This is a genomic window from Streptomyces luteolifulvus (genome assembly GCF_008806595.1).
GTDB lineage: Bacteria > Actinomycetota > Actinomycetes > Streptomycetales > Streptomycetaceae > Streptomyces > Streptomyces luteolifulvus.
Genome location: NZ_VZRB01000001.1, coordinates 418,765 through 445,087, shown reverse-complemented (window position 1 = coordinate 445,087; position 26,323 = coordinate 418,765). Strand labels below are relative to the sequence as shown.

Genomic DNA, 26,323 nt, shown 5'->3' with positions numbered 1-26,323 from the left:
AAACAACATGAGCACGATCCTGGTGACCGGCGGTACCGGAACCCTCGGCCGGCACGTCACCGAGCGACTGCGGGCGCAGGGGCACGAGGTGAGGGTGCTCAGCCGGCACACACCGCCGTACGCCGTCGATCTGCGCGAGGGCGGCAGCGGTCTGGACGCGGCCGTCGAGGGCGTGGACACGATCGTGCACTGCGCCACAACGCAGCGCGGCGGGGACGAGCAGTCGGCCGCGCACCTCATCGCGGCGGCGCGGCGGGCCGGGGTCGCCCATCTGGTGTACATCTCCATCGTCGGCGTCGACCGGGTGCCGTTGGGCTACTACAGGACGAAGCTGGCCGTGGAGAAGCTGATCGAGGAGTCGGGGCTCGGCTGGACCGTGCTGCGCACCACCCAGTTCCACGATCTGCTGGTCCGGCTGTTCCAGCAGATGGCCAAGGTGCCGGTCGTGCTGGTGCCGGCCGGGGTGCGCGACCAGCCGGTCGAGGTGACGGAAGTCGCGGACCGGCTGGCCGAGTTGGCGAGGGTGGGGCCGGCGGGCCGGGTCGACGACATGGGCGGGCCCGCGGTACGGACACTCCCGTCGCTGGCCCGTGCATATCTGAAGGCGACGGGGCGCCGGCGTGCGGTGCTGAGCGTCCCGCTGTGGGGCGCGGCGTACCGGGGGTTCCGCGAGGGCGGCCACCTCGCACCCGAACAGGCCGTCGGCAAGGGCACGTTCGAGGACCACCTGGCCACGCGCTTCGGGGTCGGCCGACGCCGCTGACCGAAGGGCGGGCGGACAGGGCCTGTTGGGGCATTAGGCCCTGTCGTCAAATGCCCGTCGTCCGCCCGGCAGGCAGGCGGGCATTTGACGACAGGCCCTAGCTCTGGGGAGGTGCGAACAGTTCCTCCTGGGCCCGGTCCCGTGCCCTCAGCAGCGCTCCCCGCAGGACCGCGCCGCCGCCCAGGCTCGTGGGGCGTACCTCCGTGTGCAGGGGCGACATCCGGGCGAGGCGGTGCTGGACCCGGGCGGCGAGGGAGTCGCCGCCCGCGCGGCCGATCTCGCCGGCCAGCACCAGGCAGCCCGGGTCCAGGACGGAGATCACGGCGGCGGCGCCGAGGGCCACGCGGTCGGCGAGGGCGTCGAGGAAACCGTCGGCGGCCGGGGCGGCGCCGACCCGGGCCACGGCCTCCCGGACGAACGCCGCCGCAAGCGGTTCGTGCGCGGCGGGCGACGCCGTCACGCCATACCGTGCCGCGAGGTCCGCGACCGCCGCCGCACCGGTCAGTGAGTGGAAGCCGCCGTCGCAGTCGGTGGCGGAGGGCAGGCCCTCGGTCCCCGGCAGCGGCATGAAGCCGATCTCGCCCGCGCCGCCGGAGGCTCCCCGGCGCACCGCCCCGTCGAGGACGACCGCGGCGCCGACCCCCATGCCGAGCCACAGCAGCACGAAAGTGTCCCGGTCCCGGGCGGCCCCGTCGCGCTGTTCGGCGACGGCAGCGAGGTTGGTCTCGTTCTCGACGCTGACGCGGGCGCCCGGGAAGCGCTCCCGCAGGGCGGTCATCAGCCGCCGGTGCCACTCCGGCAGGCCGCTGGAGTCACGGAGTTCGCCGCTCGCCGGGTCGATCAGGCCGGGCGCCCCGATCCCGACGGTGTGGAGCCGGTCGGCGCCGGCCTCCTTCGCCACACGTTCGACCAGCGTGACCGCCTGCTCCACGGCGGGGCCCGTGCCCGTGTCCCCGCCGATCGGCACGGACGCCTCGGCGAGCACGTGTCCGAGCAGGTCGGAGACGACCACGGCGACGCCCTCGGTGCGCACATCCAGGGCTGCGAGGTGGGCGCGGCCGGCGACGATCCCGTACAGCTTCGCGTTCGGGCCGCGCCGCTGCTCCCCCGACTCCCCGACCACCTCGATCAGTCCGGAGACCGTGAGGCGTTCGACGAGGTCGGCGACGGTCGGCCGGGACAGGCCGGTCAGCTGCTTCAGCTGCCCTGCCGTCAGCGGGCCCTCCTGCTGGAGCAGACGCAGGGCGAGCCGGTCGTTGATGGCCCGGGCGGTGCTCGGTGATGCGGGCATGCCGGGATCCTTCCAGATCGGCGGGGCGCCGGAGTCGGGCGACTGTCCCCTTTTTATCAGGCAGGGTTCCTGATAGTTTTCGCCGACGCAACGAAGGGGCCGGAAAGCCAAGGAGGGGCCGCACAATGAGTGCAGTGGTTCACGAGCAGCACGAGGTGAAGCGGGCACGGTACGCCGTGGCCGCCGTGTTCGCCGTGCACGGCGCCGTGACCGGCTCGTTCGCAACGCGGGTGCCGTGGATCCAGGACCATGCGTCGGTCAGCGCCGGACAGTTGGGGCTCGCCCTCGCCTTCCCCGCGCTCGGCGCGTCGCTGGCGATGCCGCTCGCGGGCGGCGTCAGCCACCGCTTCGGCGCCCGGAACGCGCTGCGCGGTCTGATCACCCTCTGGACGCTGTCGCTGATCCTGCCGTCCCTCGCGCCGAACCTGCTCACGCTCTGTCTGGCCCTGTTCACCTACGGCGCCACCGCGGGCATGGCGGACGTGGCGATGAACGCGCTCGGCGTCGAGGTGGAGAACCGTCTCGGGCGCTCGATCATGTCCGGCCTGCACGGCATGTGGAGCGCGGGCGCCCTGATCGGCTCGGCGGCCGGCACCCTCGCCGCGCATCTGGGCTCGGACGCCCGTCTGCACCACTTCCTGGCGGCCGCGGTCCTGACCGTGCTCGGAGTGACCGCGTGCAACTGGGTGCTCGATCTCCAGCCCGCCGAGGACGAGGAACCCCCGCCCCGGTTCGCGCTGCCGCCCAGGTCGGCTCTGCTGATCGGCGCGGTCGGATTCTGCGCGGTGTTCGCGGAGGGGGCGAGCCTGGACTGGTCGGCGGTCTATCTGCGCGACCAGCTCGGAACCTCCGCGGGTCTCGCGGCCGCGTGCACGACCGGCTTCATGCTGACCATGGCGCTGGCGCGGCTGGTGGGCGACGCGGTCGTGAACCGCTTCGGCCCGGTCCGCACCGTCCGGGTCGGCGGCGTGCTCGCCGCGGCCGGTGGTCTGCTCATCGTCGTCGCGGGTCATCCGGCCGTGGCGATGACCGGATTCGCGCTCATGGGCCTGGGCATAGCCGTGGTCGTCCCGCTCTGCTTCGCGGCGGCGGGCCGCAGCGGCCCCAACCCGAGCCAGGCCATCGCGGGCGTCGCGACCATCACGTACACCTCGGGCCTGGTCGCGCCGAGCGCCATCGGCGGAATCGCCGAGGCAACCAGCCTGACGGTGTCGTTCGGACTGGTGACCGTGCTGGCGTGCGGGCTCGTGGTCTTCGCGGGGGTGCTGCGCGCGGGCACCCGCGACCGGGCGAAGGTGGATCTGCGGGCCGCGGCGGTTCCCGACCCGCGGCCGTGAACCGGTCGCCCCGCGGCCCGGTGACCTCCAGGTCCGCGTTCCCCCGTTCCGGGGAAGCGCCGGGCCCGCTGGTACCCGGGCCGGCGTGCAGCTGGGACTCTGCCCCCATGGTGCGATGCCGGCAAGTCACCGCTCCCCTGGACGGGGTCGTCTCCCGGATGCGTGCGCTGGACACCGCCCTGCCGGAGCGGGACGGGGTCGCGGTCTTCAACCGCGTGTACCTCGCCGTCACCGAGGCGGTCGGCCGGTGCATCGACACGGGTCGGCTCGGGGACGCGCGGGCCGCGGTCACGCTGGACGTACGGTTCGCCGAGCGCTACCTGGCCGTCGTGGAGACGGCGGCCGACGACCGGCGCCCGCCCGCCTGTTGGCGGCCGCTGTTGCAGTTCCGCCGTCATCCCGGCGTACGACCGCTGCAGTTCGCGCTCGCGGGCATCAACGCGCACATCGGTCACGACCTGGTGCTCGCCGTGGTGGACACCAGTCGTGCGCTCGGCTGCGAACCCACGGATCTGGAGGACGAGTTCGACCGCGTGGGCGATCTCCTCGGCTCGCTGGAGGAACGCGTCCGCGAGGATCTGATGCCGGGACCCGACCTCCTCCAGGTCGCCGATCCGCTCACCCATCTCCTCGGCTCATGGAGCCTGGAGCGGGCCCGCGACGCCTCCTGGTCGGCGGCCCGCGCGCTGTGGGCGCTGCGCCGGCTGCCCGACCTCGCCGGGGAGTTCGCCGACCGCCTGGACGCGGCGGTCGGCCTGGCGGGCCGCATGCTGCTCACCCCGCTGCCGGGGTGAGCAGACTCAGTCCTCCGGAAGCTCCACCGGCGCGATCTCGTCGTAGACGTCCCCCGGGCCGGGGTTGGTCGCGTCGGTCTGCCCGCCGAGCTGGTGCATGACGCCCCAGACCGCGTTCAGCGCCGTCTGGACCGCGCCCTCGGCCCAGCCGGCCGTCCAGGAGATGTCGTCGCCGGCGAGGAAGACGCCCCGCTTGTCCTCGGGCAGCCGGTCCTGCATGAAGTGCGTGAACAGGCGCCGCTGGTAGCGGTAGTGGCCGGGCAGGTTGGCCTTGAACGCGCCCATGAAGTAGGGCTCGTTCTCCCAGGAGACGGTCACCGGGTTGCCGATGATGTGCTTCCGGATGTCGACGTTCGGGTAGATCTCGCCGAGCGACTTCAGCATGACCTCCATCCGCTCGTTCGCGGACAGCGGCAGCCACTTCAGGCTGTCGTCGCACCAGGTGTAGGAGAGGCAGATGACCGCGGGCTTGTCCGGACCGTCGTCCAGCAGGTAAGTACCGCGCGTCATACGGTCGGTGAGCGTCATCGACATGACGTCCCGGCCCGTCGGATTTCCCCTGTCGTCGACGGCCTTGTCCAGCCAGAAGGGCCGGTCGACCGGGACGAAGAGCTTCGAACTCTCCATGTAGTGGGTGCGCTCGATCGCCGTCCAGTGGTCGATCGGGAACAGCGAGTCGTCGCAGGCGATCTTAGACAGCAGCATCCAGGACTGGGCGGTGAAGATCGCCGCCTTGTAGGTGCGGATGTCGCCGTTCGCGTCCGTCACCGTGATCTGGTTGCCGGCGGTGCGGTGCAGCCGGGTCACGGCCGGGCGCGGCTCACCGTCGCTGTGCAGGGACCTCAGCGAGGTGCCGTACGGCCAGTGCACGATCTTCTCCGGCGTACGCTCCCACAGGCGGAGCGGCAGCTGCTGGGAGCCGCCGACGATGCCGCGGTGGTGGTCGTCGGCCTCGGTGTAGACGACGCGCAGGATCTCCAGGATGGAGTTGGGGAAGTCCGTGTCCCAGCCGCCGGTGCCGAAGCCGACCTGGCCGAAGATCTCGCGGTGGCGGAAGGACTTGAAGGCCTCGGAGTCGCAGAGGAAGCCGTAGAAGGTCTGGTTGTCGAGCTTCTCGACGAGCCGCGACCAGATCTCGCGGATGCGCGGGACGTCGCGCGCGCGCATGGCCCGGTTCATGTCGGAGAAGTCGGCGCCCTCTTCGAGGCACCTGTTCCAGGCGTCGGCGACGTCCCGGTAGACCTGCGGCAGGTCGTCGATCGTCTCGGCGTAGTGGGACTCGCCCTTGAGGTCGACGACCGTCGAGGGCGTGGCCTCCGCGAGGGGGTTGGGGAAGGGACTGGTCTCGAGCCCGACCAGGTCGATGTAGTGCTGGAGTGCCGTGGAGGACGGCGGGAAGCGCATCGCGCCCAGCTCGCAGGCCAGCGACTCCTCGCAGCCCTCGAAGCCGACGGTGCGCAGGCGGCCGCCGATCTGGTCGGCCTCGTAGACGACGGGCTTGAGGCCCATCTTCATCAGCTCGTAGGCGGCGACGATGCCGGACAGGCCGCCGCCGATCACCGCGATCTCGGTGCCGTGCTCGGTCGCGGGTACCTGGCCGAGGCCCGCGGGGTGGGCCAGGAAGTCGTCGTACGCGTACGGGAAGTCCGGGCCGAACATGGTGATCGGCAGTCGCTGCTCGTCAGCGTGCTCGACGGCGTTGGGCACGGTGGACGTCATGGGGTACGGACTCCTTGCGCGAAAAGAGCTGGGGGCTGGGCTGAGGGCGGGCTTGGCGGGTTTCAGACGAGGGACCCGTAGAGGCCGGGGCGGCGGTCCTTGAGATACGGGTTCGCCTCACGGGAGGCGGCGAGCAGGACGGGGTCCGCATCGGCGACGACCAGTTCCTCGTCGCGGCCTGCGCGGGTGCGGGCGACCCCGTCGGGGGCGGCGAGCGCGGAGAGCCCGACGAACTCGAACTCGCCCTCCTGGCCGACCCGGTTGACGTACGCGACGTACATCTGGTTCTCGAAGGCGCGCACCGGGACCAGGGACTCGGCGACGAACTGGAACGGGTGCATCTGCGCGGTCGGCACCAGCAGGAGGTCGGTGCCGGCGAGGGCGTGGGCGCGGACGTTCTCCGGGAACTCGACGTCGTAGCAGATCATCAGGCCGACGCGGAGACCGTTCAGCTCGGCCTGGACGACCGGCGTGTCGCCCGGGGTGAAGTGATCGTGCTCGAAGCAGCCGAAGAGGTGGGTCTTGCGGTAGTTCGCGAGCCGGGTGCCGTCGGCGGCGATCAGCTGGGCGGAGTTGAAGACACGGCCGGACGCTCGCTCCGGGTAGCCGTAGGCGATCGCGAGGCCGTGCCGGCCCGCGATCTCGGCGACCGCGTCGGCGGAGTCGCCGTCGGCGGGCTCGGCGAGACGGGCGATGTCGTCGCCGATCGCGTACCCCGTCAGGAACATCTCCGGCGCGACGATCAGCCCTGCGCCCGCGGCGGCGGCGCGGCCCGCGGCCTCGTCGAGAACCTTGAGGTTCGCGGCGACGGATCCGGGTCGGCCGGAGCTCTGGAGCAGGGCGGTGCGCATGCGGGTTCCTCACCGGTACGGACGGGTTTGGGGGGTCCTTTAGACGGTACGGTCGGCGGGCTCGGCCGGACAAGGAGGAGCCGTTGCGCGCTCGTGAGCGGATCGTTGCGCGCATCGGGGGTGGGGCGGCGATTCGTTGCGCGGCTTCCCGGCCACCGGCGGCCCCCCGGCCGGGCCTGCGAGGCGGTCGTACAGAGCCCCGATGCCGATCGCCCCGGCGGACTGCCCGAAGACCCACCTCCCGGGCACCGACGGCCCCCGACCGCCGCTCCGCAGCCCGGCGCGGCTCTCTGCCCCCCGGCGCGCCGCTCCCCAGCCCCGGCGCGGCTCCCTCCCCCCAGCGCACCGCTCCCTAGATCCGGCGCAGCAGCTCCACGATCTCCCGCAGCAGCTCCGGGTCGGCCACGGGCCACCCCTTCCCGCGGGCCGCGGCTCGCCGATGCACACCACGCCCGCGCCACCGACGCCCCCCCCCGCCGCACCGCACCCCCAGCCCCGCGCGGCTCCCTCCCCCCGACACGCACCGCTCCCTAGATCCGGCGCAGCAGCTCCACGATCTCCCTCAGCAGTTCCGGGTCGGCTGCCGGGCCGCCCGGTGTCGCGGGCCGCGGCTCGTCGATGCGGACCAGGCCCGCTTCGGCGAGGTCGCCCAGCAGGACGCGTACGACGGTCAGGGGCAGGTCGGCGTCCGCGGCGAGCTCGACGAGCGTGCGGGGGCCGCGGCGTACCAGGGCTAGCAGGGACGTCCGGGCGTGGTCGACGCCGACGGGCTGCTGATCCGTGTCCAGGGCCGTGACCCGGGACATCAGATCGAGGGTGTGCCCGGCGGCGGGCCGGGTGCGGCCCCGGGTCACGGTGTAGGGACGCACCATCGGCCCGGTCTCGTCCTCGTACCAGTGCTCGTCGGTCACAGGCGGTTCAGGAACCGTTCGGGTGGCTGTCCGACCGCGCGGTGGCGTCCAGGTGGCGGCCGACCCGGCGGACGAGCAGCGCCATCTCGTGGGCCAGCTGACCGACGTCGGTCTGCGCCTCGCTCAGCACGGCGAGGCGGCTGCCGGCGCCCGCCGGAGTGATGAACAGATACGCGTCGTCGAGCATCACCATGGTCTGCCGCACCTCGCCGACCTCGAACCGCTCCCCCGCGGACCGGGCCAGGGCGTGGAAGCCGGAGCAGACGGCGGCGAGGTGCTCGATGTCCTGGGTCCGCATCCCGTCCGAGGCGCTCAGCGGGAGGCCGTCCCCGGTCAGCAGGACGGCCTGGCGGACGTGCCCGGTCCTTGCCACGAGATCGTCGAGCAGCCAGCCGAGGTCCGTCCCGGGGTGCTCGGGGGCCCCTGCCTCCCGGCTCCCGTCGTCACTGCGCATCGTCGGCGTCCGTCCGTTCCTCGGTGTCGGTCGGCTGTGCGGGCCCGGTGCGCGCCGGCAGTCCCTTGCGCCCACGGTCGAGCCCCCGCTGAAAGGCCCCGAAGACGGCACGCATCTCGTCGGGGGTGATCTCACGCTCCGCTTGTTCAGCGGCGACCGGTGCATCGGCGCGCAGGGCGGGGGCGATCGAGGCCTGGCGGACGCGCGTGGGAAGGGCGGGGGCGACGTGCTCCGACGTGCGGTCCTCCGGGGCGATCACCGTGGTCGCCCTGGTCGCCCCGGTCGCCCCGGTCACGCCGGTCACTCCGCTCGCCCCGCTCACCGTGTGCCGCCCCAGGGCCTCCGGGGCCTCGTCCTCGGCCCCCGGCTCCGCCAGCACCCCCTCCGGCAGCAGCACCGTCGCCGTCGTTCCGCCGTACGGCGAATCGTGCAGGCTGACCGAGATGCCGTGGCGGGCGGCAAGGCGGCCCACGACATAGAGGCCGAGGCGGTCGTGGCGGGTCGGGTCGAAGTCGTCGGGGGCGGTGAGGGTGCGGTGGGCCTCCGCCCGGCGGTCGCCGTCGAGGCCGAGACCTCGGTCGTCGATCTCCACGACGAAGCCGCCGCGGTCCCGCCCGGTGCGCAGGGTGACCCTGGTGTGGGGCGGGGAGAACGAGGTGGCGTTCTCCAGGAGTTCCGCGATCAGATGGACGACGTCCGCGACCGCGTCCGCCGCGACACCCACCCGCTCCATCGGCGGCACTTCCACGCGCGCGTAGTCCTCGATCTCGCCCACCGCCGAGGAGACGACGTCGGCGATCGGCACCGGCCGCCGCCATCGGCGCCCGGGTGCCGCGCCGGAGAGGATGATCAGGCTCTCCGCGTGGCGTCGCATCCGGGTGGTGAGGTGGTCGATGCGGAACAGCTGGTGCAGCACGTCGGGGTCGTCCGTCTGCCGCTCCAGCCGGTCGACGAGCTTCAGCTGACGGTGCACCAGCGCCTGGTTGCGCCGGGCGATGTTGAGGAGGACCGCGAACAGCCCGCGGCGCAGGGTGGCCTGCTTGACGGCGGCCTCGACGGCCGCGAGCCGCGCGGTGTTGAAGGACCGGCCGACGTCCCCGATCTCGTCCGCGCCCGCCTCCCCGTCGGCCAGCGGCGGCGCCTCGGTGACGGCGTCCACCTCTTCGCCCGCGCTCAATCTCGCCATGACGTCCGGGAGTTGGCGGGTGCTGAGCAGATCCGCGGCGTCCCGCAGCGTCTCCAGACGGCGCGAGATACGACGGGCGCCGCGCACCGCGAACCACAGGGACACCCCCACGGCGAGGAGTCCGAGCACCCCCACGACGGCGGCCTTGGCCAGCTCCCGGTAGGCGAACTCCCGCCCGCGCTCGGCGGAGTTCATCGCCGAGCGTGTGCACAGCAGCATGTACCGCTTGACGGCCCGGTCGGTCGTGGCGCGCCAGATGTCCGCCGCGACCGCCTCGCCCGCCCGGCCGGCCCCCGCCCGCAGCAGGGCGTCCTCACCGCGCTGCAGCTCCCGGTGGAGCGGCCCGCGCCGGAACTCCTCGAAGAGAGACCGCGAGTCGGCGGGGAGGTCGGGAACGTAGGTCCGCTCGAAGACCCGACGGTCCTCGATGGTGGCGGTGAGCGTGTCGTACTGGCGGTCGGTGAGCGTACCGGCGGCCCGCGCCCCGGCGACGAGCGCGTCCTCGCGCGACACGAACTCCCGTACCCGCACCAGTTCGATGACGACCTGGGCCTCGCGCGCCAGCTGACCCGCCTGCAGTGCGGTGAGCGTCGACTGGACGTCGAAGCCCGGCTCGACGAGGGCGCCGTACTCGGTCACCGCCCGGTCCCAGGACAGGTCCCGGGACAGCACGCGCCGGCGCAGCCCCTCCAGCCCGTCGACCGTGTCGAGCATGGCGTCGAGGGCCTGTCGCTGCCGGTCCGAGAGCCGGTCACGGTCCCCGCCGCGGATCGCTTCGCGCAGGGCGTGCACGGCACGGTCGGTGCGGCGCTGCTGCTCCATCAGATCCGCGGCGCCCGCCGTGCCGTGTCCCGCCCCCAGGTACGCTGCGGCGAGCCGCCGTTCGATCTGGATCTGCCCGATCGCCGTGTCGACGGGGGTGCCGAAGTCCTCGTACACCCCCTGGAGCCGTACCAGCGCGCGCAGTTCGCCGGTGACGGACACCATGGCGAAGCTCCACAGCGCCATCAGGGCGATCGCCGGTGCGAGTGCGAGCGCCACGATCCGAGCGCGGACCGTGGTCGGACGGCCGATGGGCCAGGGCATGCTCTCCCCAGGGCGACGGGACGATCGGGCGTGGCGGGAATCCAGTCACCCCTCGGTGTTACCCGCCGGTAGAGATCGCCGCACAACCTACGGGATGCCCCACCGGGACCGCAATGGCCGTCCGGCCGCGAGCAGCAGCGCTGTCAGCAGATAGGGCACCGCGAACACCGCGAAGGCGGTGCCGTGCCCGGTTGTCGTGCCGATCGCCGCGTACCCGGTGTACACGAGGACCGTGGCCAGTTCTGTGCCCAGGCCGGCCACCGAGGTCAGGGTCGCCCGGCCCGTGGTGTCGATCCGCTGCTGGAGCCTGGCGTCGGCCAGCACCTCCGCGAGCTGGAAGCCGCCGAAGGCGACGGCCACCAGGGCGATGCCCGGCACGCTCCCGGCCGCGGCTCCTGTGGCCAGGGCGAGCGCGGCGACCGTGAGCAGCCCGGCGAGTCCGGCCGTGCCCAGGCGTTCGGCCGGACCGGCCAGCAGACTTCCCGCCGTGGCACCGACCCAGATCACCAGGAGCAGATAGGGAACCGTCTCGTCGGCCACGCCGGTGCCGCGCACCAGCAGCGGTGTGTACTCGTCGAGCGCGCCCCACACGGCGGCGACGGCCGGGACCAGCAGGAGCGCACCGCGAACGGACCGGTCACCGCGGGCATCGGCAAGTCCGGCCCGCAGCGTCGATGCCCATCCGTCGCTGCCCGCCGTCGGGGTCCGGTGCTCGGGGAACGCGGTCGCGGTCGCCGCCGCCAGCACACAGGCGAGCACACTCGCCGCGCCCACGGCCGGGTAGCCGCCCCAGGCGAACACCGGTCCGGCCAGCCCCGTCGCCGCCATCACGGCGACCAGTCCCGCGGCCCGTGCCCGGCCCATGATGCGCGCGTACCGGCCCGCCGCACCGAGCCGGTCCAGCTCGTCGTAGACCAGGGCCTCCAGTGCCCCGGAGCCGAGCGCTCCCCTGGCTCCCCACAGCACGAAGCCGAGCGCGAAGGCCCAGTACGACGGGACGAGTATCCACAGGGCGAAGCCGACGGCGGTGAGCAGGGGGCCGAGCCACAGCAGCAGTCGACGGGAGACGGCGTCGGCCCAGGCGCCGGAGGGGACCTCCAGGAGGACGCCGGTGATCGACCAGAGGGCGAAGAGGGTGGAGATCTGCCAGACGGACAGACCGGTGTCGCTGAAGAGGAGCGCGTACACCGGGTAGAGCAGGACGAAGTCGTCCAGGAACGCGTAACCGTACAGCGTGGCCGTCAGGCGCCGGACGCCGGTGGTGGGCACACGCGCAGGTGAGAGTGTCATGAGGCCTTCCCGCAGGGACGGATCGGATGCCGGGGATACGGCGTCCGAGGCGGCCCTCGGGAGGCACGGCTGGTGGATCAATGTCGCCAGGTCATGTGACCGATGGTAGGCGCAACCCGGCGCGCGGGGCAGTGGATTATGCGGGCGGACCACCCGGACCGCGACCGCGCTGCGCCCGGGCGCCGGCTGCGCTATGTGGGCGACCCCGACGAGAAGCGGCGCAGCAGCGGTGACAGCACCAGCACGGACTTGGTCCGCTCCACGAACGGCTCCCCCGCGATCCGCTCCAGGACCCGCTCGAAGTGCCGCATGTCGGAGGCGAAGACCTGGACGATCGCGTCCGCGTCACCGGTCACGGTGGAGGCGGCCACGACCTCCTGGTAGCGCTCCAGGCCCCGCTGGATGGTCTCCGGTGTGGTGTGCCGCCGGCAGTAGATCTCGACGAACCCCTCGGTCTCCCAGCCGAGCGCCGCCGGGTCGACCCGGACGGTGAAGCCGGTGATGGCGCCGGTGGCACGCAGCCGGTCCACGCGCCGCTTGACGGCGGGCGCGGACAGACCGACCAACTGCCCGATGTCCGCGTAGGAGCGGCGGGCGTCCTCGGCGAGGGCGTGCACGATGCGTTCGTCGAGATCGTTCAGCACTGCGGGTCGTTCACTTCATTTCGGACGGTGCGAGACGGGAACGGCGGTAGCCGTACACGAAGTAGAACACGAGCCCCACGGCCATCCAGACACCGAACACCACCCAGGTGACGGTGGACAGGCTCCCCATCATCCACACGCAGAAGGCGAGACCGAGGATGGGCAGGACCGGCGACAGCGGCACCCGGAAGGTGCGGGGCATGTCGGGACGGGTCCGGCGCAGCACCACCACGGCTATGTTGACCAGCCCGAAGGCGAAGAGCGTGCCGATGCTGGTGGCGTCGGCCAGTTGGCCCAGCGGGACGGCCGCGGCCAGCACACCGCAGAACAGCGAGACGATCAGGGTGTTGGCGCGGGGGGTGCCGGTCTTCGGGTCGACCTTGGCGAAGACCTTGGGCACGAGTCCGTCGCGGGACATCGCGAAGAGGATGCGGGTCTGGCCGTACAGCACGGTCAGCACGACGCTGGCGATGGCGACCACGGCGCAGGCGGCCAGCAGGGTGCCCCAGAAGGTCTGCCCGGTGACCTCGCGCATGATCTGGGCGAGCGCGGCCTCCGAGTCGCCGAACCTCTTCCAGGGCTTGGCGCCGACGGCGACGGCCGCGACCAGGACGTACAGCGCCGTCACGATGACCAGCGAGAGCATGATCGCCCGGGGCAGGTCGCGCTGTGCGTTCCTGGCCTCCTCGCCGGCGGTGGAGGCGGCGTCGAAGCCGATGTACGAGAAGAAGAGCGTCGCACCGGCCGCGCTGACGCCGGCCATGCCGAGCGGCATGAAGTGCTCGTAGTTGCCGGAGCGGAAGCCCTGGATGCCGATCGCGCAGAACAGGACGAGCGCGGCGATCTTCACGACCACCATGATCGTGTTGGCGCGGGCGGACTCGCGCGCCCCGCCGAGCAGGAAGGCCATCGCCAGGAGGACGACGATCAGCGCGGGGAGGTTGAAGACACCGCCGTCTCCCGGCGGGGCGGACAACGCGTCCGGGATGGTGACGCCGATGGTCCCGTCCAGCAGCTCGTTGAGGTATTCGCCCCAGCCGACGGCCACGGCGGCGACCGAGACGCCGTACTCCAGGACCAGACACCAGCCGCAGATCCAGGCGATGAGTTCGCCCATCGTCGCGTACGCATACGAGTACGAGGACCCGGCGACCGGAATGGTGCCCGCCAGCTCGGCGTAGGACAGGGCCGAGAAGAGCGCCGTCAGACCGGCGATCACGAAGGAGAGGGTGACGGCCGGGCCGGCCTTGGGGACGGCCTCGCCGAGGACCACGAAGATGCCGGTGCCGAGGGTGGCACCGATGCTGATCATGGTCAGCTGCCACAGGCCGAGGGAGCGGCGCAGGCTCCCTCCCTCGCCCTGGCCACCCTCGGCGACCAGGTGTTCCACGGGCTTGCGCCGCATGAGACGCGCACCCGGCCCCGGGGACGGTGGGGCTGTCTGGGTGCGGTGGTGCGGGGGTGCGCCTTGATCGAGCACGCGCTGACTCCTTCGTCGCTGCCTCTCGGGGCGGCGGGGAACGGCGGCACCCCTGTGCGAGCAGGGCCCCACCGAGCGGGGTCCCCGCCACGCCATGTACAGCGCATGACCCTATGAGCCGGGGCATCACGGTCGTAATGCAGCAACCTTGCGCGTCTCCGCAAGATCCTTGCGTTCATCGCATAGGGGGCGTGCGTTCGTTGCACAGGAGCTGCGGACCGTTGTGCACGCCCCCGTTCAGCCCTCTCGGGCTCCCCGGTTCAGCCTTCTCGGGCTCCCTCGCGACGGCCCTCGCCCCGGCCGCGTCCCGCGCGTCGTATCCCCTGTGGCCGGGTCAGCCGTGGCCGCGCAGGCAAAAGCCCCCATGGTCCCTGGCCGAGGGACAACGGGGGCCGTTCGCAAGGGAGTCGGGTCAGCTCCAGCTGGCGTGCAGCGGCTTGCCCTCCGCGTAGCCGGCGGCGCTCTGGATGCCGACGACGGCCTTCTGAGCGAACTCCTCCAGGGATCCGGCGCCCGCGTAGGTGCAGGAGGAGCGGACGCCCGCGATGATCGAGTCGATCAGGTCCTCGACACCCGGACGGTCCGGGTCGAGGAACATGCGGGAGGTCGAGATGCCCTCCTCGAACAGCGCCTTGCGGGCACGGTCGTACGCCGACTCCTCCGACGTACGGTTGCGCACGGCACGCGCGGACGCCATGCCGAACGACTCCTTGTAGGGCCGGCCGCTCGCGTCGTGCTGAAGGTCGCCAGGGGACTCGTAGGTCCCCGCGAACCACGACCCGACCATCACATTGGACGCACCGGCCGCCAGCGCCATGGCGACATCACGCGGATGGCGGACGCCCCCGTCGGCCCACACGTGCTTGCCGTACTTCCTCGCCTCGGCGGCACACTCCAGGACGGCGGAGAACTGCGGCCGGCCGACGCCGGTCATCATGCGGGTGGTGCACATGGCACCCGGTCCGACACCGACCTTGATGATGTCGGCTCCGGCCTCGACCAGGTCCCTGACCCCCTGCGCGGCGACGATGTTGCCCGCGACGAGCGGCACCTGCGGATCCAGCGCCCGCACCACCTTGACGGCGCTGATCATCGACTCCTGGTGGCCGTGGGCCGTGTCGATGACCAGCACGTCCACGCCCGCGTCGAGCAGCTGCTTGGCCTTGCCCGCGACATCGCCGTTGATGCCGACGGCGGCGGCGATGCGCAGCCCGCCCCGCGCGTCGGTGGCCGGCGTGTACAGGGTGGCGCGCAGGGCGCCCTTGCGGGTGAGGATGCCGGCGAGACGGCCGTCCCGGTCGACGGCGGGCGCGTAACGGCGGTTGGCCGCGTCGAGCCGGTTGAAGGCCTCGCGCGGGTCGATGTCCGCATCGAGCAGCAACAGGTCCTTGGACATGACCACTTCGAGCTGGGTGAAGCGGTCGACCCCGGTCAGGTCCCGGTCGGTGACGACGCCGACGGGCCGCTGCTCCTCGTCGACGACCACGCCGGCGTTGTGCGCGCGCTTGGGCAGCAGGGCCAGCGCGTCGGCGACGGTCTGGTGGGGGGCCAGCACGATCGGGGTGTCCAGCACATGGTGGCGGCTCTTGACCCAGGAGACGACCTCGGTGACGACGTCGATCGGGATGTCCTGCGGGATGACCGCGAGGCCGCCGCGCCGGGCCACGGTCTCGGCCATGCGGCGGCCGGCGATGGCGGTCATGTTGGCGACGACCAGCGGGATCGTGGTGCCCGAGCCGTCCCGGGAGCTGAGGTCCACGCCCTGACGGGAGCCGACCGCGGACCGGCTCGGCACCATGAACACGTCGTCGTACGTCAGGTCGTACGGGGGCTGGATGTCATTGAGGAAACGCACGTGCTGCACATCCCAGTCGATCAGAGGTGGCCCCCGGACAGGTCAGCCAGGGGGAAGGAGCACGTACTTCATTGTCCCATGACACCCCCCGTGCCCTGCCCCGACAGAACATCCAGGCTGGTCAGACGGGCTTAGGAGGAACCTCCAAGGGCCGCCTTGTCCGTGATCTGCCGAGGTCGGGCACCACGACTTGCCGGCCGGTCGGCTCGTCGCTCACCTCAGGGCCCGTCCGGGTCCGCCCGGTTGAGCGCGGGCTTCGGTGCCGAGCCGGCCGTCATCAGGTAGTCCGCGGCCGCCGTGTCCGTCACCAGGCTGGTGACGAGCCCGGACCGCAGCACCGCGTCGATCGCGGTCGCCTTGCGCTGCCCGCCCGCGATCGCGACGACCTCGGGGATACGGCGCAGTTGGTCGGCCTTGACGGTGATGCACCGCTCGCCCAGGTCCCGTCCGACCCGGCGTCCCTCGGCATCGAAGAGGTGCGCGGACATCTCGGCGGCGACACCCAGCGAGGCGTAGTGCGCCCGCTCCTCGTCGCTGAGCATGTCGTGCACCGTCGAGATGCCCGGCTCCCAGGACCCGATGGAGACACAGGCCACGGTGACCTTGTCGAAGTACTCGAAGGCCCGGGCGATCCCGGTCTGGTTGCGCAGCGCCGCCGCGGTGGCCGCGTCCGGCAGCAGCATCGGCGCGTAGATGGGGTGGGCGTCGCCGCCCGACACCTGCGCGGCGCGCCGCACCGCCTCCACGGAGCCGCGCTCGGCGGTTCCGGCGTCGTACACACCCGTCAACTGCACCACCGTGCACGGCGGCAGCCGGTCGAGGGCGGCCGCCATGTGGATGGTGGACCGGCCCCAGGCCAGACCGAGGATGTCGCCCTCGTTCACCAGCTCGCCGAGCAGGTCCGCGGCGACCTCCCCGAGGTTCTCGGGATCGGGCGACTCCTCGGCCTCGGCCGGGGACTCGACCACGACGGCGTGCCTGAGGCCGTACCGGGCGCGGAGCGCGTCCGAGCGCTCGGCGTCCAGTTCGGCAGGCACGCGGATCTCGATGCGTACGAGATCCCGTTCGAGGGCGGTCTCCAGGACCCGGGCCACCTTGAAGCGGCTGACGCCGAACTCCTCGGCGATCTGGATCTTGGACTTGCCCTCGAGGTAGAAGCGGCGGGCCATGGCCGCCGCCTGCACCAGCTCAGCGGGTCCCATCCGCATGGCTGACCGGCCCGCCGACATACCCGACACGGCCATCTCCTCACTGCTGTTCACATTCTGGATTCGCCGTTCATCCTTGCAGATCCGGCGGAGTCGATCAGACCTGACGAGAGCCGTTCATGTTCCTGTGGCTCAGTGGTCGCATGCCCAGGACGCTTTCGCGGTGGTCGCCTCGGCCTGGGTGCGCAGTGCACGTACCGCATCGGACGGGTCGGACGCGCCGTAGACCGCCGAACCCGCGACGAAGACGTCGGCTCCCGCTTCCGCGCAGCGCTCGATGGTCGCGGCCGAGACCCCGCCGTCGACCTGGAGCCACAGTTCGAGGCCGTGCTTGCTGATCAACTCGCGGGTGCGGCGAATCTTCGGGAGCATGATGTCGAGGAACGCCTGTCCCCCGAAACCCGGCTCGACGGTCATGATCAGCAGCATGTCGAGCTCGGGGAGCAGATCCTCGTACGGCTCGATGGGCGTCGCGGGCTTCAGTGCCATGGAGGCACGGGCACCCTTGGCCCGGATCTCCCGGGCGAGCCGCACGGGAGCGGCGGCCGCCTCGACGTGGAAGGTGACGGAACCGGCCCCCGCCTCGACGTACTGGGGCGCCCACCGATCGGGGGCCTCGATCATCAGATGGCAGTCCAGCGGGGTGTCCGTCGCACGGGCCAGGGACTCTACGACCGGCACACCGAGCGTGAGGTTCGGGACGAAATGGTTGTCCATCACGTCGACATGGAGCCAGTCGGCTCCTTCGACCGCCTTCGCCTCGTCCGCGAGGCGGGCGAAGTCGGCGGACAGGATGCTGGGGTTGATCTGCACGGCCATGACCCAAGCCTCCCATGCCCGCGCGCGTTTGTTCGCGCCGGTCCAGACCTAGGACGTCCGCCGGATGTGGCGACCGGGCCCGGCATGTCATGCTGGGCCGCCGACCGGCTCCAGATACGGCTGCAGGGGTGGCCATGACGGACGGAATCGACCACGGGCGCCATGTGCGCCAGGGACTCATCGGATTCATCACCGGGCACCGCAGCAAATGGCTGATCGTCGCCCTCTGGCTGATCGTGCTCGTGGTCGCCGCACCGCTGGCGCAGAAGCTCACCGACGCCCAGGACAACGACGCGGCCTCCTGGCTGCCGGGCTCCGCTGAGTCCACCCAGGTCCTCAACACCGCGAACAACTTCAGGCCGGAGCAGATCCCGGCCGTCGTCGTCTATGCGCGCGACGGCGGACTCACCGTCCAGGACAGGCGGGAGATCGCCGAGGACGTCGACCAGATCAGACAGCTCACCGACCACGGCATCCGCGGCGCCGAGACCCGCGGCCCCGTCTACAACGCCACGACGTCGCCCGAGGCCGCCCAGATCTACGTGCCGATCACGATGGACGAGAAGGGCTGGGAGCGGATCGCGCCCGCCGTCGACTCGATCCGTGACCAGACGGGAGAAGGCCGGGACGGGCTCGCCGTCCACATCACCGGGCCCGGCGGCACGTCGGCCGACTTCTCCAAGGCGTTCGAGGGCATCGACTCGACGCTGCTGTTCTCGGCGATGGCCGTCGTGATCGTGATGCTGCTGATCACCTACCGCAGTCCGACGCTGCTGCTCGTGCCGCTGTTCGGCGTGGTCGTCGCGCTGTTCACCGCTCAGGCGCTGATCTATCTGCTCGCCGAGCACGCGGGCCTGACGGTCAACGGCCAGAGCGCGGGCATCCTCACCGTCCTCGTCTTCGGCGCGGGGACCGACTATGCCCTTTTGCTGGTCGCCCGCTACCGCGAGGAACTGCGGCGTCACGAGGACCGCCACGAGGCGATGGCGCTCGCCCTGCACCGCGCGGGCCCGGCCGTCCTGGCCTCCGGGGCGACGGTCGTGCTGAGCATGCTGGTACTGCTGGCCGCCGAGATGAACTCCACCAGGGGCCTCGGCCCGGTCGCGGCGATCGGCGTGGCCGTCGCGCTGCTGGCCATGCTGACGCTCTTCCCGGCCCTGCTGCTGGTCTTCGGACGCTGGATCTTCTGGCCGGCGATCCCGCACCTCGGTACTCCGGACCCGACCGAGCGGGGCGTGTGGGCACGCATGGGCCGGCGTTTCGCGGTCCGGCCACGGGTCGTCTGGGGGGCCACGGTGGTCGCCCTGGCCGTGGTCTCCCTCGGACTGCTGCAACTGCGTGCCGCGGGCATCAGCAACGCGGACGCCTTCACCGGCAAACCGGACTCGATCACCGGCCAGGAGGTGTCCGAACGCTACTTCCCGGCGGGCAGCGGCGATCCGCTGGTCATCGTCTCCAACCAGGCGCAGGGCGTGCAGGTCGGCCGGGTCGTCGCGTCGACGGAGGGCGTGGTGCCCACCAGCCTCGGTGTCCCGCCGGGGACGAAACCGACGTACGACGGCAAGGTGCTGTTCGAGGCGACCATGACCGATCCGTCCGACAGCGAGGCCGCGAAGCAGACGGTGGAGCGCGTCCGGGACGCCGTGCACGACGTGCCCGGTGCCGACGCCCAGGTGGGGGGCGGCACCGCGGCCCTGCTCGACATGGACGCGGCAACGACGCACGACAACGTCGTGATCATCCCGGCGGTGCTGGCGGTCGTCCTGCTGATCCTGTCCGTGCTGCTGCGCGCCCTGGTGGCGCCGCTGCTGCTGATCGGCACGGTCGTGCTGTCCTTCGCGGCCGCGCTGGGCGCGAGCGCGCTGGCCTTCCGGCACATCTTCGACTACGCGGGCGAGACGACGGACTTCCCGTTGTTCGTCTTCGTCTTCCTGGTGGCGCTGGGCATCGACTACAACATCTTCCTGACCACCCGCATCCGCGAGGAGGCGGCCCGCCGGGGCACCCGCCCGGGCGTGGTGACGGGCCTGGCGGCCACCGGCGCGGTCATCACCTCCGCCGGCCTCGTCCTGGCCGGCACCTTCGCCGCCCTCGCCACGCTGCCGATGGTCGGCTTCGCCGAGATCGGCTTCGCGGTGGCGTTCGGCATCCTGCTGGACACGTTCATCGTGCGGTCGGTGCTGGTCACGGCGCTGTTCCTGGACGTCGGCCCGAAGGTGTGGTGGCCGCACCGGCTGGCCCGGGAGGACGGCGGGGCGCCCGCGGTCTCCCGGCCCGAGGAGCGGGTCAGCCAGTCCTCCGAATGAGCGCCAGGTACATGGCGTCGGTCCCGTGCAGATGCGGCCACAGCTGTACGTCGGGACCCTCGCCCAGGGCCGGTACGCCCGGCAGGAAGGGGCGGGCGTCGACGAGTTCGGCCGCCGGGTACTCCTTGAGCACGTCGTCGACGACGGCCCGGGTCTCCGCGAGGTGCGGCGAGCAGGTGGCGTAGCCGACGATCCCGCCGGCCCGGACGGAGTCGAGGGCCGTGCGCAGCAGGCCGCGCTGCAGCGGCGCGAACCCCTCCAGGTCGTCGGGGCGCCGCCGCCAGCGCGCCTCGGGACGCCGCCGCAGCGCGCCGAGCCCGGTGCACGGCACGTCCATCAGCACCCGGTCGAAGGAGCCGGGCCGCCAGGGCGGGCGGGTCCCGTCGGCGGCGATGACCTGATACGGCCCGGGGTTGCCGTCCAGGGCCCTGGCCACCAGTCCCGCCCGGTGCGGCTGCTTCTCGGAGGCGAGCAGCACGGCCCCGCGCTCCGCGGCGAGCGCCGCGAGCAGCGCGGCCTTGCCGCCGGGCCCCGCACAGCCGTCGAGCCACCGCTCGTCCCGGCCATCGAGGGTCGCGTTGGCCAGGGCCAGCGCGACGAGCTGGCTGCCCTCGTCCTGGACGCCCGCGCGGCCCTCCCGTACGGCCTCCACGGCGCCCGGTTCGCCGCCCTCGGTCAGCCGCACGGCATACGGCGACCAGCGCCCCGGCATCGCGGCCTCCTCGCCGAGCAGCTCCTCGGTCGTGGCCCGGCCGGGCCGGGCCACCAGGGTCACCTCGGGCCGCTCGTTGTCGGCCTCCAGCAGATCCTCGATACCGGCCCGTCCGCCACCGAGCGAGTCCCACAGCGCGGAGACGATCCACCGGGGGTGGGAGTGCACGACGGCGAGATGGTCCTCCGGGTCCTCGTCGTACGGCGGGGCGACCCGCTGCAGCCAGCCGTCCAGATCGTCCTGGGCGACCTTGCGCAGCACGGCGTTGACGAACTTGGCCCGTCCGTCCCCGAGCACGACCCGGGCGAGCTCGACCGAGGCGGAGACTGCGGCATGGGTGGGAATCCGCGTTCCGAGCAGCTGGTGCACGCCCAGGCTCAGCACATCGAGCACGGGCGGGTCGACGTCCCTGAGCGGCCGGTCGACGCAGGCGGCGATGACGGCGTCGTAGGTGCCCTGCCGGCGCAGCGTCCCGTACACCAGCTCGGTCGCGAGCGCGGCGTCCCGAGCGTCGAAGTCGCCGCTCTCACGCGCCTTGCGCAGCAGCGGAGGGAGCACGAGGTTGGCGTACGCGTCCCGCTCGTCCACGGCCCTCAGGGCCTCGAAGGCGAGGATGCGGACGGGGTCCTTCTTGGGCCGGCGGTACGGCTTGCCGGGCTTGCGGGGACGGGACTGGTCACTCACAGAAAAGGTGCTCCGGATGTCAGGGAGGGATACGCACCAAGCCTACGTCGCACCGGCTTGCCCGCCGCCGGCCACTCCCCGGGGTCTCCCCGTCGGCTACTGCCCGAGGGCTTCGCCGTCGGCGATCCGCACCCCGCGTGCCCAGTCCGCCGCCTTCATCGGCTTCTTGCCCTGGGCCTGCACCCACAGCAGCTCGACGGCGTACGAACCCGTGCCCACGTAGACGTTGTTCTTGCCCACGGACAGCTGCCCCGGGGCGAGTTCCGTCCGCTCGGGCACCGGCACGACGTGAATGAGCTTGAGCCGCTCGCCGCGGAAGGCGGTCCAGGAGCCGGGCGCGGGTGTGCATCCGCGCACCACCCGGTCGACGCGCAGGGCGGGGGCGGACCAGTCGACCCGGGCGTCGTCCACGGTGATCTTCGGTGCGACCGTGATGCCCTCGGCCGGCTGCGGTACGGCCTTCAGCGTGCCGTCCTCGACGCCGTCCATGGTCGCGGCGAGCAGCCCGGCGCCGGCGAAGGCGAGCCGGGTCAGCAGGTCGCCGCTGGTGTCGGTGGAGCGGATGACTTCGGTGACCGTGCCGTAGACGGGGCCGGAGTCGAGCCCCTCCTCGATCAGGAAGGTGGACGCCCCGGTGATCTCGTCCCCGGCCATGAGGGCGTGCTGCACGGGCGCCGCCCCGCGCCAGGCGGGCAGCAGCGAGAAGTGCAGGTTGACCCAGCCGTGGGCGGGGATGTCGAGGGCGACCCGGGGCAGCAGGGCTCCGTAGGCGACGACGGGACAGCAGTCCGGGGCGATCTCCCGCAGCCGCTCCAGAAACTCCGGATCCCGCGGCCTGGCAGGCTTCAGCACCTCGATGCCGGACTCCTCGGCCCGCTGGGCGACCGGGGAGGCGACCATCCGGCGGCCCCGCCCGGCCGGGGCGTCGGGGCGCGTGACGACGGCGGCCACCTCGTGCCGCCCGGAGGCGATGAGAGCGTCGAGGGAGGGGACGGCGACCTCGGGGGTACCGGCGAAGACGAGCTTCATGGGTGGGTTCGGGCCTCTCGGGCGGGGTCGGCTGCGGGCAACGCACAAGTCTATGGCGACATACGGCCGTCCAGGGCGACCTGGGGCCGCCGACCGCGGGCGGGCGGTGGTCAGGCAACCCCAAGGGCAGGCCTCGAGGGCGACGCCCACGGGGGCGTACGCACACACCGATACGCCCCCGGTGCGTGACCAGCGGAGCACACACGCGTTGGTCAAGAGAGAGTTGACCACTACGGGCCGCTATCGCGCGGCCCGATCCTTTTCAACGCCGGTTCGAGAGGCTTGTTCATGGCCGACCACGCAACCCACGACGCCCAGGCTCGGGCCAGCCTGCACTTGCTGGTGCGGGACATCGAGCGGGTCCGCCGGCAGGTGGACGCACTGCGCACGCTCACCGCCCAGCTGGGCAACGTCTACCGCCCGCGCCGCTCCGGCCCCTCCACGGGCTTCGTCGTCTACGGACGCGCCCCCGCCCCGACGGTCCGTCTCGCCCAGGAACTGCGGGACAGTGTCGAGACCCTGGTCACGGCCGCCGTGGACTTCGACCGCTCGCTCGGATTCTCCTGGGACGCGGTCGGCTCCGCCCTCGGCGTCACCAAGCAGGCGGTGCACCGCCGTTACGGCTCCCGCCGTGCCGCGGCCCCGTCGGCCACCGGCGAGGCCGAGCGCACCCCGGAGGCGCCGGGCCCCCGCACGATCGGCGTCACCACCGGCATCCCCACGGTGCCGACGGTCCCCGCGGCCCGCTCCATGCCGACCCAGCCGAGCCCGGCCCTCGGCGAAGAGCCCAGGCGCCCCACGTTCCGCGACGACCCGAGGCCCACCCCCTTCCCGGGCCCCCGCAACGGCTGACACCCCCACCCAGGCCCTCCCGGCCCCTCCGGGAGGGCACATCTGCACGCACCCACGCCCGGTGAACTGCGCGCCGCCGTGCCGCACGCCGAGCCTGCTCCCGGCGCCCACACCACTTCCGCTGCTCGGCGCCCAGCACCAACTCGATCTCACTGCCGGCGCCGCCCCCTCCGCGTACAGCGCTCAACCGCTGGCCGGAGTCCACGCCCCAGTTCTCGCAGTCCGCACCTCACATCACCCCGTCCCCGCGACCGCGACAACCCAAAGCCCCGCACCCGGCACCTCACCCGGCCTCCGGGCACACCGAACCCCCGCGGACCCCGCCCAGCCTGCTCCCGGCACCCACACCACTACCGTCGTCCGACGCACGCCCAATCTCCGGCACACAACACCGACTCGATCTCGGTGCCCGCGCCGCCCCCTCCGCGTACAGCGCTCGGCCGCTGGACAAAGTCCACGCTCCAGTTCTCGCAGTCCGCACCTCACATCACCCCGTCCCCGCGACCGCGACCGCACCAACCCGAAGCCCCGCACCCGGCACCTCACCCGGCCTCTGGGCACACCGAACCCCCGCGGACCCCGCCCAGCCTGCTCCCGGCACCCACACCACCACCGTCGTCCGACGCACAGCGCCCCGCCCAAATTCCTACGCACAGCACCAACGCAACCTCGGTGCCCGCGCCGCCCCGGCATCCGGCGGCCGCCCCTCACCCGACCGCCGCGAACCCTGCCCACCCGGTCCCCGGGCTCCGTGCCCGACAAGGCCGGGGCAGCCCGCCTCAGCCGATGTCCGGCGGGTCGATCCGCACCCGTACCGCCGCTTCTCCTCCCCCGCGTGCCATCCGTGACGCCTGGGTGGCTTTCAGGGCGGACGCCAGGGCCGCTCCGGTGCCCGGTGGGACGCGGATCAGGGCCCGTGCCCAGTGCTCCCCGGGTGGCGGTGCCCCCGGGCGCCGCGGGCGTCCCGGCATCGTGTCCGGCAGCGGAACCGGGCCCAACACCTCCGCCCCGGGCGGCAGTTCCACCGCGCGGAGAAAGTCCGCGACCGCCTCCTGCGGTCCCGCGACGGCCGCCATCCGCGACACCGGCGGAAACCCCAGCTCGGCCCGCTCGGCCAGCTCTCGCACGGCATGGCCGACGGGATCCCATCGCACCAGCGCCTGTACGGGCCGCAACGTCGGCTCGGCCACGACGACCACGGTCCCCCCGGCACCTTGCGGCCGTACCAGAGCCGAGGCCCCGATCCACCGCCGCAGGGCGTCCTCACCGGCGCGCAGATCGGGCCGCCCGAGCATGGCCCAGCCGTCCAGCAGCAGCGCAGCCGCGTAGCCGCCCTCGGCGACCGGTTCGGCCCCCGGAGTGCTCACCACCAGCGCGGGCGCCCCCGGCACGGTGTCCAGCACATGCTCGCGCCCGGAGGTCCGCACCGCAACGGCCGGAAACGCACGCCCCAGTTCCTCCGCGGTCCGCCTCGCCCCCACGATCTGGGCCCGCAGCCGGAACGACCCGCACTCCGGACAGTGCCAGGCACCCTCCTCGTGCCCGCACCACCCGCAGCGAAGCACCCCCGCGGCCTGGGCCTCCAAGGGCCCGGAGCAGTGCCGGCACCGCGCCGGTGCCCGGCAGTCGGCGCAGGCCATGCGCGGTACGTACCCCCGGCGGGGAACCTGGACCAGCACCGGTCCGTGCCGCAGCCCTTCCCGTACGACCTGCCACGCGAGGCTCGGCAGCCGGGCGGCACGGGCGGCCTCGTCCCGCGCGAGATCCCCGTCGCTCACGGTCCTGACGAGAGGAGCGGCACCGCGCACCTGGTCCCGCGAAGCGACCAGCGGCCGCGCCCAGCCGCTCTCCACGAGCTGCGCCGCCTCCACGGTGCAGCTCCAACTACCCAGCAGAAACGCGCACTTCTCCTGAGCCGCACGCAGCAACAGCACCTCACGCGCATGGGGCTGCGGCGCATGCTGCTCGCTGTGACTGTCGTCGCCGTCGTCCCACAGGGCCACCAGCCCGAGGTCCCGGACCGGAGCGAACATGGCGGCCCGCGTGCCCACAACGGCCCGCACGGACCCCCGTCGCACGGCGAGCCACTCCCGATAGCGCTTCTCGGGCCCGGCGTCCGCCGTGAGCACGGCGTGCCGCCCCTGCCCCAGCAGCGCGGTCAGCGCGGCGTCGATCCGCGCGACCGCCCGCCCGTCCGGCAGGACGACCAGCGCACCCCGGCCGGAGGCCAGCGTCGCCGCGACGGCCCTCGCCAGCTCCTCGCTCCACTCGGGCCCGGGCAGCGCGTTCCACACCGCTCGCGGCGCCCCGCCCGAGGCCAGCGACTCCACGAACGCGGCCCCGCGCTCGTACCGCGCCCAGGAGCCCGCATCGGGCGCCCCCGGCGGCGCAAGCGCCTCCGGCGACGGCCGCTGCTCCGCTCGCGCGCTGCGCGGCGGCACGGCGAGCTGCAGCACATCGGCGAGACTGCCGGCGTACCGGTCGGCGACGGCCCGTGCCAGCCCCAGCAGCTCCGCGCTGAGCACCCGCTCCGGCGACACGACCTGGGCGAGCGCCGCGAGCGGCCCGGAGTAGTCGGACTCGGCCAGCCGCTCGACGAGGAATCCGTCGATCAGCCCCCCGCCCTCACGTCGCCCGGCCCGCACCCGGTGCCGCCCGGCCCCGAACCGCACCCGGACCCGCACTCCGGGCTGCGCCTCGGCGTCCAGTTCCTCGGGCACGGCGTAGTCGAAGTACCGGTCGAGATGCAGCACGCCCTTGTCGACCAGCACCCGCGCGACGGGCAGCTCCTTGGCCAGCGCGGCACCCCGCCAGGTGCGCGGCTTGGCCCGGGGCACCTTGGCGCTCCGTACACTCTCCCGGATGAACGCGAGCTGCTCCGGCGGCGCCTCTTCGGCCCCACCGCCCCCCTGCCCGTTCTCGCTGCTCACGCTTGCATTCTTACCAAACGCCACTGACAACCGACGCCGCCCGGGATCAGCCCGGCGACCCTTTTGCCTTCCGGGAAACGCCGAGGTCCGGCCCCCCTCGGGAGGGCCGGACCTCGGTGGGA

The 26,323-nt window shown here is 72.8% G+C and carries 20 protein-coding genes; 5 read left to right on the top strand and 15 right to left on the bottom strand.

The genetic code is table 11. From position 1 onward, the window contains the following. Nucleotides 1-7 precede the first annotated feature (7 nt). Nucleotides 8-763, top strand: a complete 756-nt coding sequence (locus F7R91_RS02090) for an SDR family oxidoreductase (RefSeq protein WP_150943767.1) — start codon at nucleotides 8-10, stop codon at nucleotides 761-763. A gap of 97 nt (nucleotides 764-860) precedes the next feature. Here the strand turns inward: F7R91_RS02090 and F7R91_RS02085 are convergent, their stop codons facing one another. Next, nucleotides 861-2,054, bottom strand: coding sequence for an ROK family transcriptional regulator (locus tag F7R91_RS02085; protein WP_150943765.1), 1,194 nt, complete (start codon nucleotides 2,052-2,054; stop codon nucleotides 861-863). Between the two features lie 125 nt (nucleotides 2,055-2,179). Here F7R91_RS02085 and F7R91_RS02080 point away from each other — a divergent pair, with 125 nt between their 5' ends. Further along, nucleotides 2,180-3,391 (top strand): MFS transporter, encoded by a 1,212-nt coding sequence (locus tag F7R91_RS02080; protein WP_150943763.1) that lies wholly within the window; start codon nucleotides 2,180-2,182, stop codon nucleotides 3,389-3,391. 107 nt (nucleotides 3,392-3,498) lie between these two features. Then, a complete protein-coding gene (locus F7R91_RS02075) occupies nucleotides 3,499-4,185 on the top strand; it encodes a DUF5995 family protein (protein ID WP_150943761.1) in 687 nt (228 codons plus the stop codon). A gap of 6 nt (nucleotides 4,186-4,191) precedes the next feature. On the opposite strand, the gene F7R91_RS02070 is transcribed toward F7R91_RS02075, so the two are convergent. From F7R91_RS02070 to rpe, 11 genes are all read right to left on the bottom strand, one after another. Next, nucleotides 4,192-5,904 carry a flavin monoamine oxidase family protein gene (locus tag F7R91_RS02070; protein ID WP_150943759.1) on the bottom strand — a complete coding sequence of 571 codons (1,713 nt, stop codon included), beginning with the start codon at nucleotides 5,902-5,904 and terminating at the stop codon, nucleotides 4,192-4,194. Nucleotides 5,905-5,966: 62 nt separating this feature from the next. Next, nucleotides 5,967-6,755 (bottom strand): carbon-nitrogen hydrolase family protein, encoded by a 789-nt coding sequence (locus F7R91_RS02065; protein WP_150943757.1) that lies wholly within the window; start codon nucleotides 6,753-6,755, stop codon nucleotides 5,967-5,969. Nucleotides 6,756-7,285: 530 nt separating this feature from the next. Further along, complete coding sequence (locus F7R91_RS02060; RefSeq protein ID WP_225320492.1) at nucleotides 7,286-7,666, bottom strand: DUF742 domain-containing protein; 381 nt, start codon at nucleotides 7,664-7,666, stop codon at nucleotides 7,286-7,288. 7 nt (nucleotides 7,667-7,673) lie between these two features. Continuing rightward, nucleotides 7,674-8,120, bottom strand: a complete 447-nt coding sequence (locus F7R91_RS02055; protein WP_150943756.1) for a roadblock/LC7 domain-containing protein — start codon at nucleotides 8,118-8,120, stop codon at nucleotides 7,674-7,676. Then, nucleotides 8,110-10,392: a sensor histidine kinase gene (locus tag F7R91_RS02050; protein WP_150943754.1), complete on the bottom strand. Its 2,283-nt coding sequence runs from the start codon at nucleotides 10,390-10,392 to the stop codon at nucleotides 8,110-8,112. The genes F7R91_RS02055 and F7R91_RS02050 overlap by 11 nt, the downstream gene beginning before the upstream one ends. An 87-nt stretch (nucleotides 10,393-10,479) precedes the next feature. Further along, the gene (locus F7R91_RS02045; protein ID WP_150943751.1) at nucleotides 10,480-11,682 is read right to left on the bottom strand and encodes an MFS transporter; all 1,203 of its coding nucleotides are present in this window, start codon (nucleotides 11,680-11,682) and stop codon (nucleotides 10,480-10,482) included. Nucleotides 11,683-11,873: 191 nt separating this feature from the next. Then, the gene (locus tag F7R91_RS02040; protein ID WP_150943749.1) at nucleotides 11,874-12,326 is read right to left on the bottom strand and encodes an Lrp/AsnC family transcriptional regulator; all 453 of its coding nucleotides are present in this window, start codon (nucleotides 12,324-12,326) and stop codon (nucleotides 11,874-11,876) included. Between the two features lie 10 nt (nucleotides 12,327-12,336). Then, nucleotides 12,337-13,806, bottom strand: coding sequence for an amino acid permease (locus F7R91_RS02035; protein ID WP_150943747.1), 1,470 nt, complete (start codon nucleotides 13,804-13,806; stop codon nucleotides 12,337-12,339). A gap of 412 nt (nucleotides 13,807-14,218) precedes the next feature. After that, nucleotides 14,219-15,661: a GuaB1 family IMP dehydrogenase-related protein gene (locus tag F7R91_RS02030; RefSeq protein WP_161069019.1), complete on the bottom strand. Its 1,443-nt coding sequence runs from the start codon at nucleotides 15,659-15,661 to the stop codon at nucleotides 14,219-14,221. A gap of 218 nt (nucleotides 15,662-15,879) precedes the next feature. Next, nucleotides 15,880-16,923, bottom strand: coding sequence for a sugar-binding transcriptional regulator (locus F7R91_RS02025; protein ID WP_191971308.1), 1,044 nt, complete (start codon nucleotides 16,921-16,923; stop codon nucleotides 15,880-15,882). A gap of 78 nt (nucleotides 16,924-17,001) precedes the next feature. Next, nucleotides 17,002-17,688, bottom strand: a complete 687-nt coding sequence (gene rpe, locus F7R91_RS02020; protein ID WP_150943743.1) for a ribulose-phosphate 3-epimerase — start codon at nucleotides 17,686-17,688, stop codon at nucleotides 17,002-17,004. Nucleotides 17,689-17,822: 134 nt separating this feature from the next. Here rpe and F7R91_RS02015 point away from each other — a divergent pair, with 134 nt between their 5' ends. Next, nucleotides 17,823-19,994 (top strand): MMPL family transporter, encoded by a 2,172-nt coding sequence (locus tag F7R91_RS02015; RefSeq protein ID WP_150943741.1) that lies wholly within the window; start codon nucleotides 17,823-17,825, stop codon nucleotides 19,992-19,994. Here F7R91_RS02015 and F7R91_RS02010 read toward each other — a convergent pair. Together F7R91_RS02010 and fmt are read right to left on the bottom strand one after the other, a co-directional pair. Continuing rightward, nucleotides 19,975-21,390 (bottom strand): RsmB/NOP family class I SAM-dependent RNA methyltransferase, encoded by a 1,416-nt coding sequence (locus F7R91_RS02010; RefSeq protein WP_150943739.1) that lies wholly within the window; start codon nucleotides 21,388-21,390, stop codon nucleotides 19,975-19,977. The genes F7R91_RS02015 and F7R91_RS02010 overlap by 20 nt on opposite strands. Nucleotides 21,391-21,486: 96 nt before the next feature. Then, nucleotides 21,487-22,419, bottom strand: coding sequence for a methionyl-tRNA formyltransferase (gene fmt / locus F7R91_RS02005; RefSeq protein ID WP_150943737.1), 933 nt, complete (start codon nucleotides 22,417-22,419; stop codon nucleotides 21,487-21,489). 288 nt (nucleotides 22,420-22,707) lie between these two features. On the opposite strand from fmt, the gene F7R91_RS02000 reads away from it, so the two are divergent. Beyond that, nucleotides 22,708-23,271 (top strand): hypothetical protein, encoded by a 564-nt coding sequence (locus F7R91_RS02000; RefSeq protein WP_150943735.1) that lies wholly within the window; start codon nucleotides 22,708-22,710, stop codon nucleotides 23,269-23,271. Between the two features lie 779 nt (nucleotides 23,272-24,050). Here the strand turns inward: F7R91_RS02000 and F7R91_RS01995 are convergent. Further along, nucleotides 24,051-26,201, bottom strand: coding sequence for a primosomal protein N' (locus F7R91_RS01995; protein ID WP_150943733.1), 2,151 nt, complete (start codon nucleotides 26,199-26,201; stop codon nucleotides 24,051-24,053). Nucleotides 26,202-26,323 lie beyond the last annotated feature (122 nt).

Bases quoted from the DNA above. Each gene is read 5' to 3' on its own strand.
- F7R91_RS02090 (WP_150943767.1), top strand. From the start codon at position 8: ATGAGCACGATCCTGGTGACCGGCGGTACCGGAACCCTCGGCCGGCAC.
- F7R91_RS02085 (WP_150943765.1), bottom strand. From the start codon at position 2,054: ATGCCCGCATCACCGAGCACCGCCCGGGCCATCAACGACCGGCTCGCC.
- F7R91_RS02080 (WP_150943763.1), top strand. From the start codon at position 2,180: ATGAGTGCAGTGGTTCACGAGCAGCACGAGGTGAAGCGGGCACGGTAC.
- F7R91_RS02075 (WP_150943761.1), top strand. From the start codon at position 3,499: ATGGTGCGATGCCGGCAAGTCACCGCTCCCCTGGACGGGGTCGTCTCC.
- F7R91_RS02070 (WP_150943759.1), bottom strand. From the start codon at position 5,904: ATGACGTCCACCGTGCCCAACGCCGTCGAGCACGCTGACGAGCAGCGA.
- F7R91_RS02065 (WP_150943757.1), bottom strand. From the start codon at position 6,755: ATGCGCACCGCCCTGCTCCAGAGCTCCGGCCGACCCGGATCCGTCGCC.
- F7R91_RS02055 (WP_150943756.1), bottom strand. From the start codon at position 8,120: ATGCGCAGTGACGACGGGAGCCGGGAGGCAGGGGCCCCCGAGCACCCC.
- F7R91_RS02050 (WP_150943754.1), bottom strand. From the start codon at position 10,392: ATGCCCTGGCCCATCGGCCGTCCGACCACGGTCCGCGCTCGGATCGTG.
- F7R91_RS02045 (WP_150943751.1), bottom strand. From the start codon at position 11,682: ATGACACTCTCACCTGCGCGTGTGCCCACCACCGGCGTCCGGCGCCTG.
- rpe (WP_150943743.1), bottom strand. From the start codon at position 17,688: ATGGCCGTGCAGATCAACCCCAGCATCCTGTCCGCCGACTTCGCCCGC.
- F7R91_RS02015 (WP_150943741.1), top strand. From the start codon at position 17,823: ATGACGGACGGAATCGACCACGGGCGCCATGTGCGCCAGGGACTCATC.
- fmt (WP_150943737.1), bottom strand. From the start codon at position 22,419: ATGAAGCTCGTCTTCGCCGGTACCCCCGAGGTCGCCGTCCCCTCCCTC.
- F7R91_RS02000 (WP_150943735.1), top strand. From the start codon at position 22,708: ATGGCCGACCACGCAACCCACGACGCCCAGGCTCGGGCCAGCCTGCAC.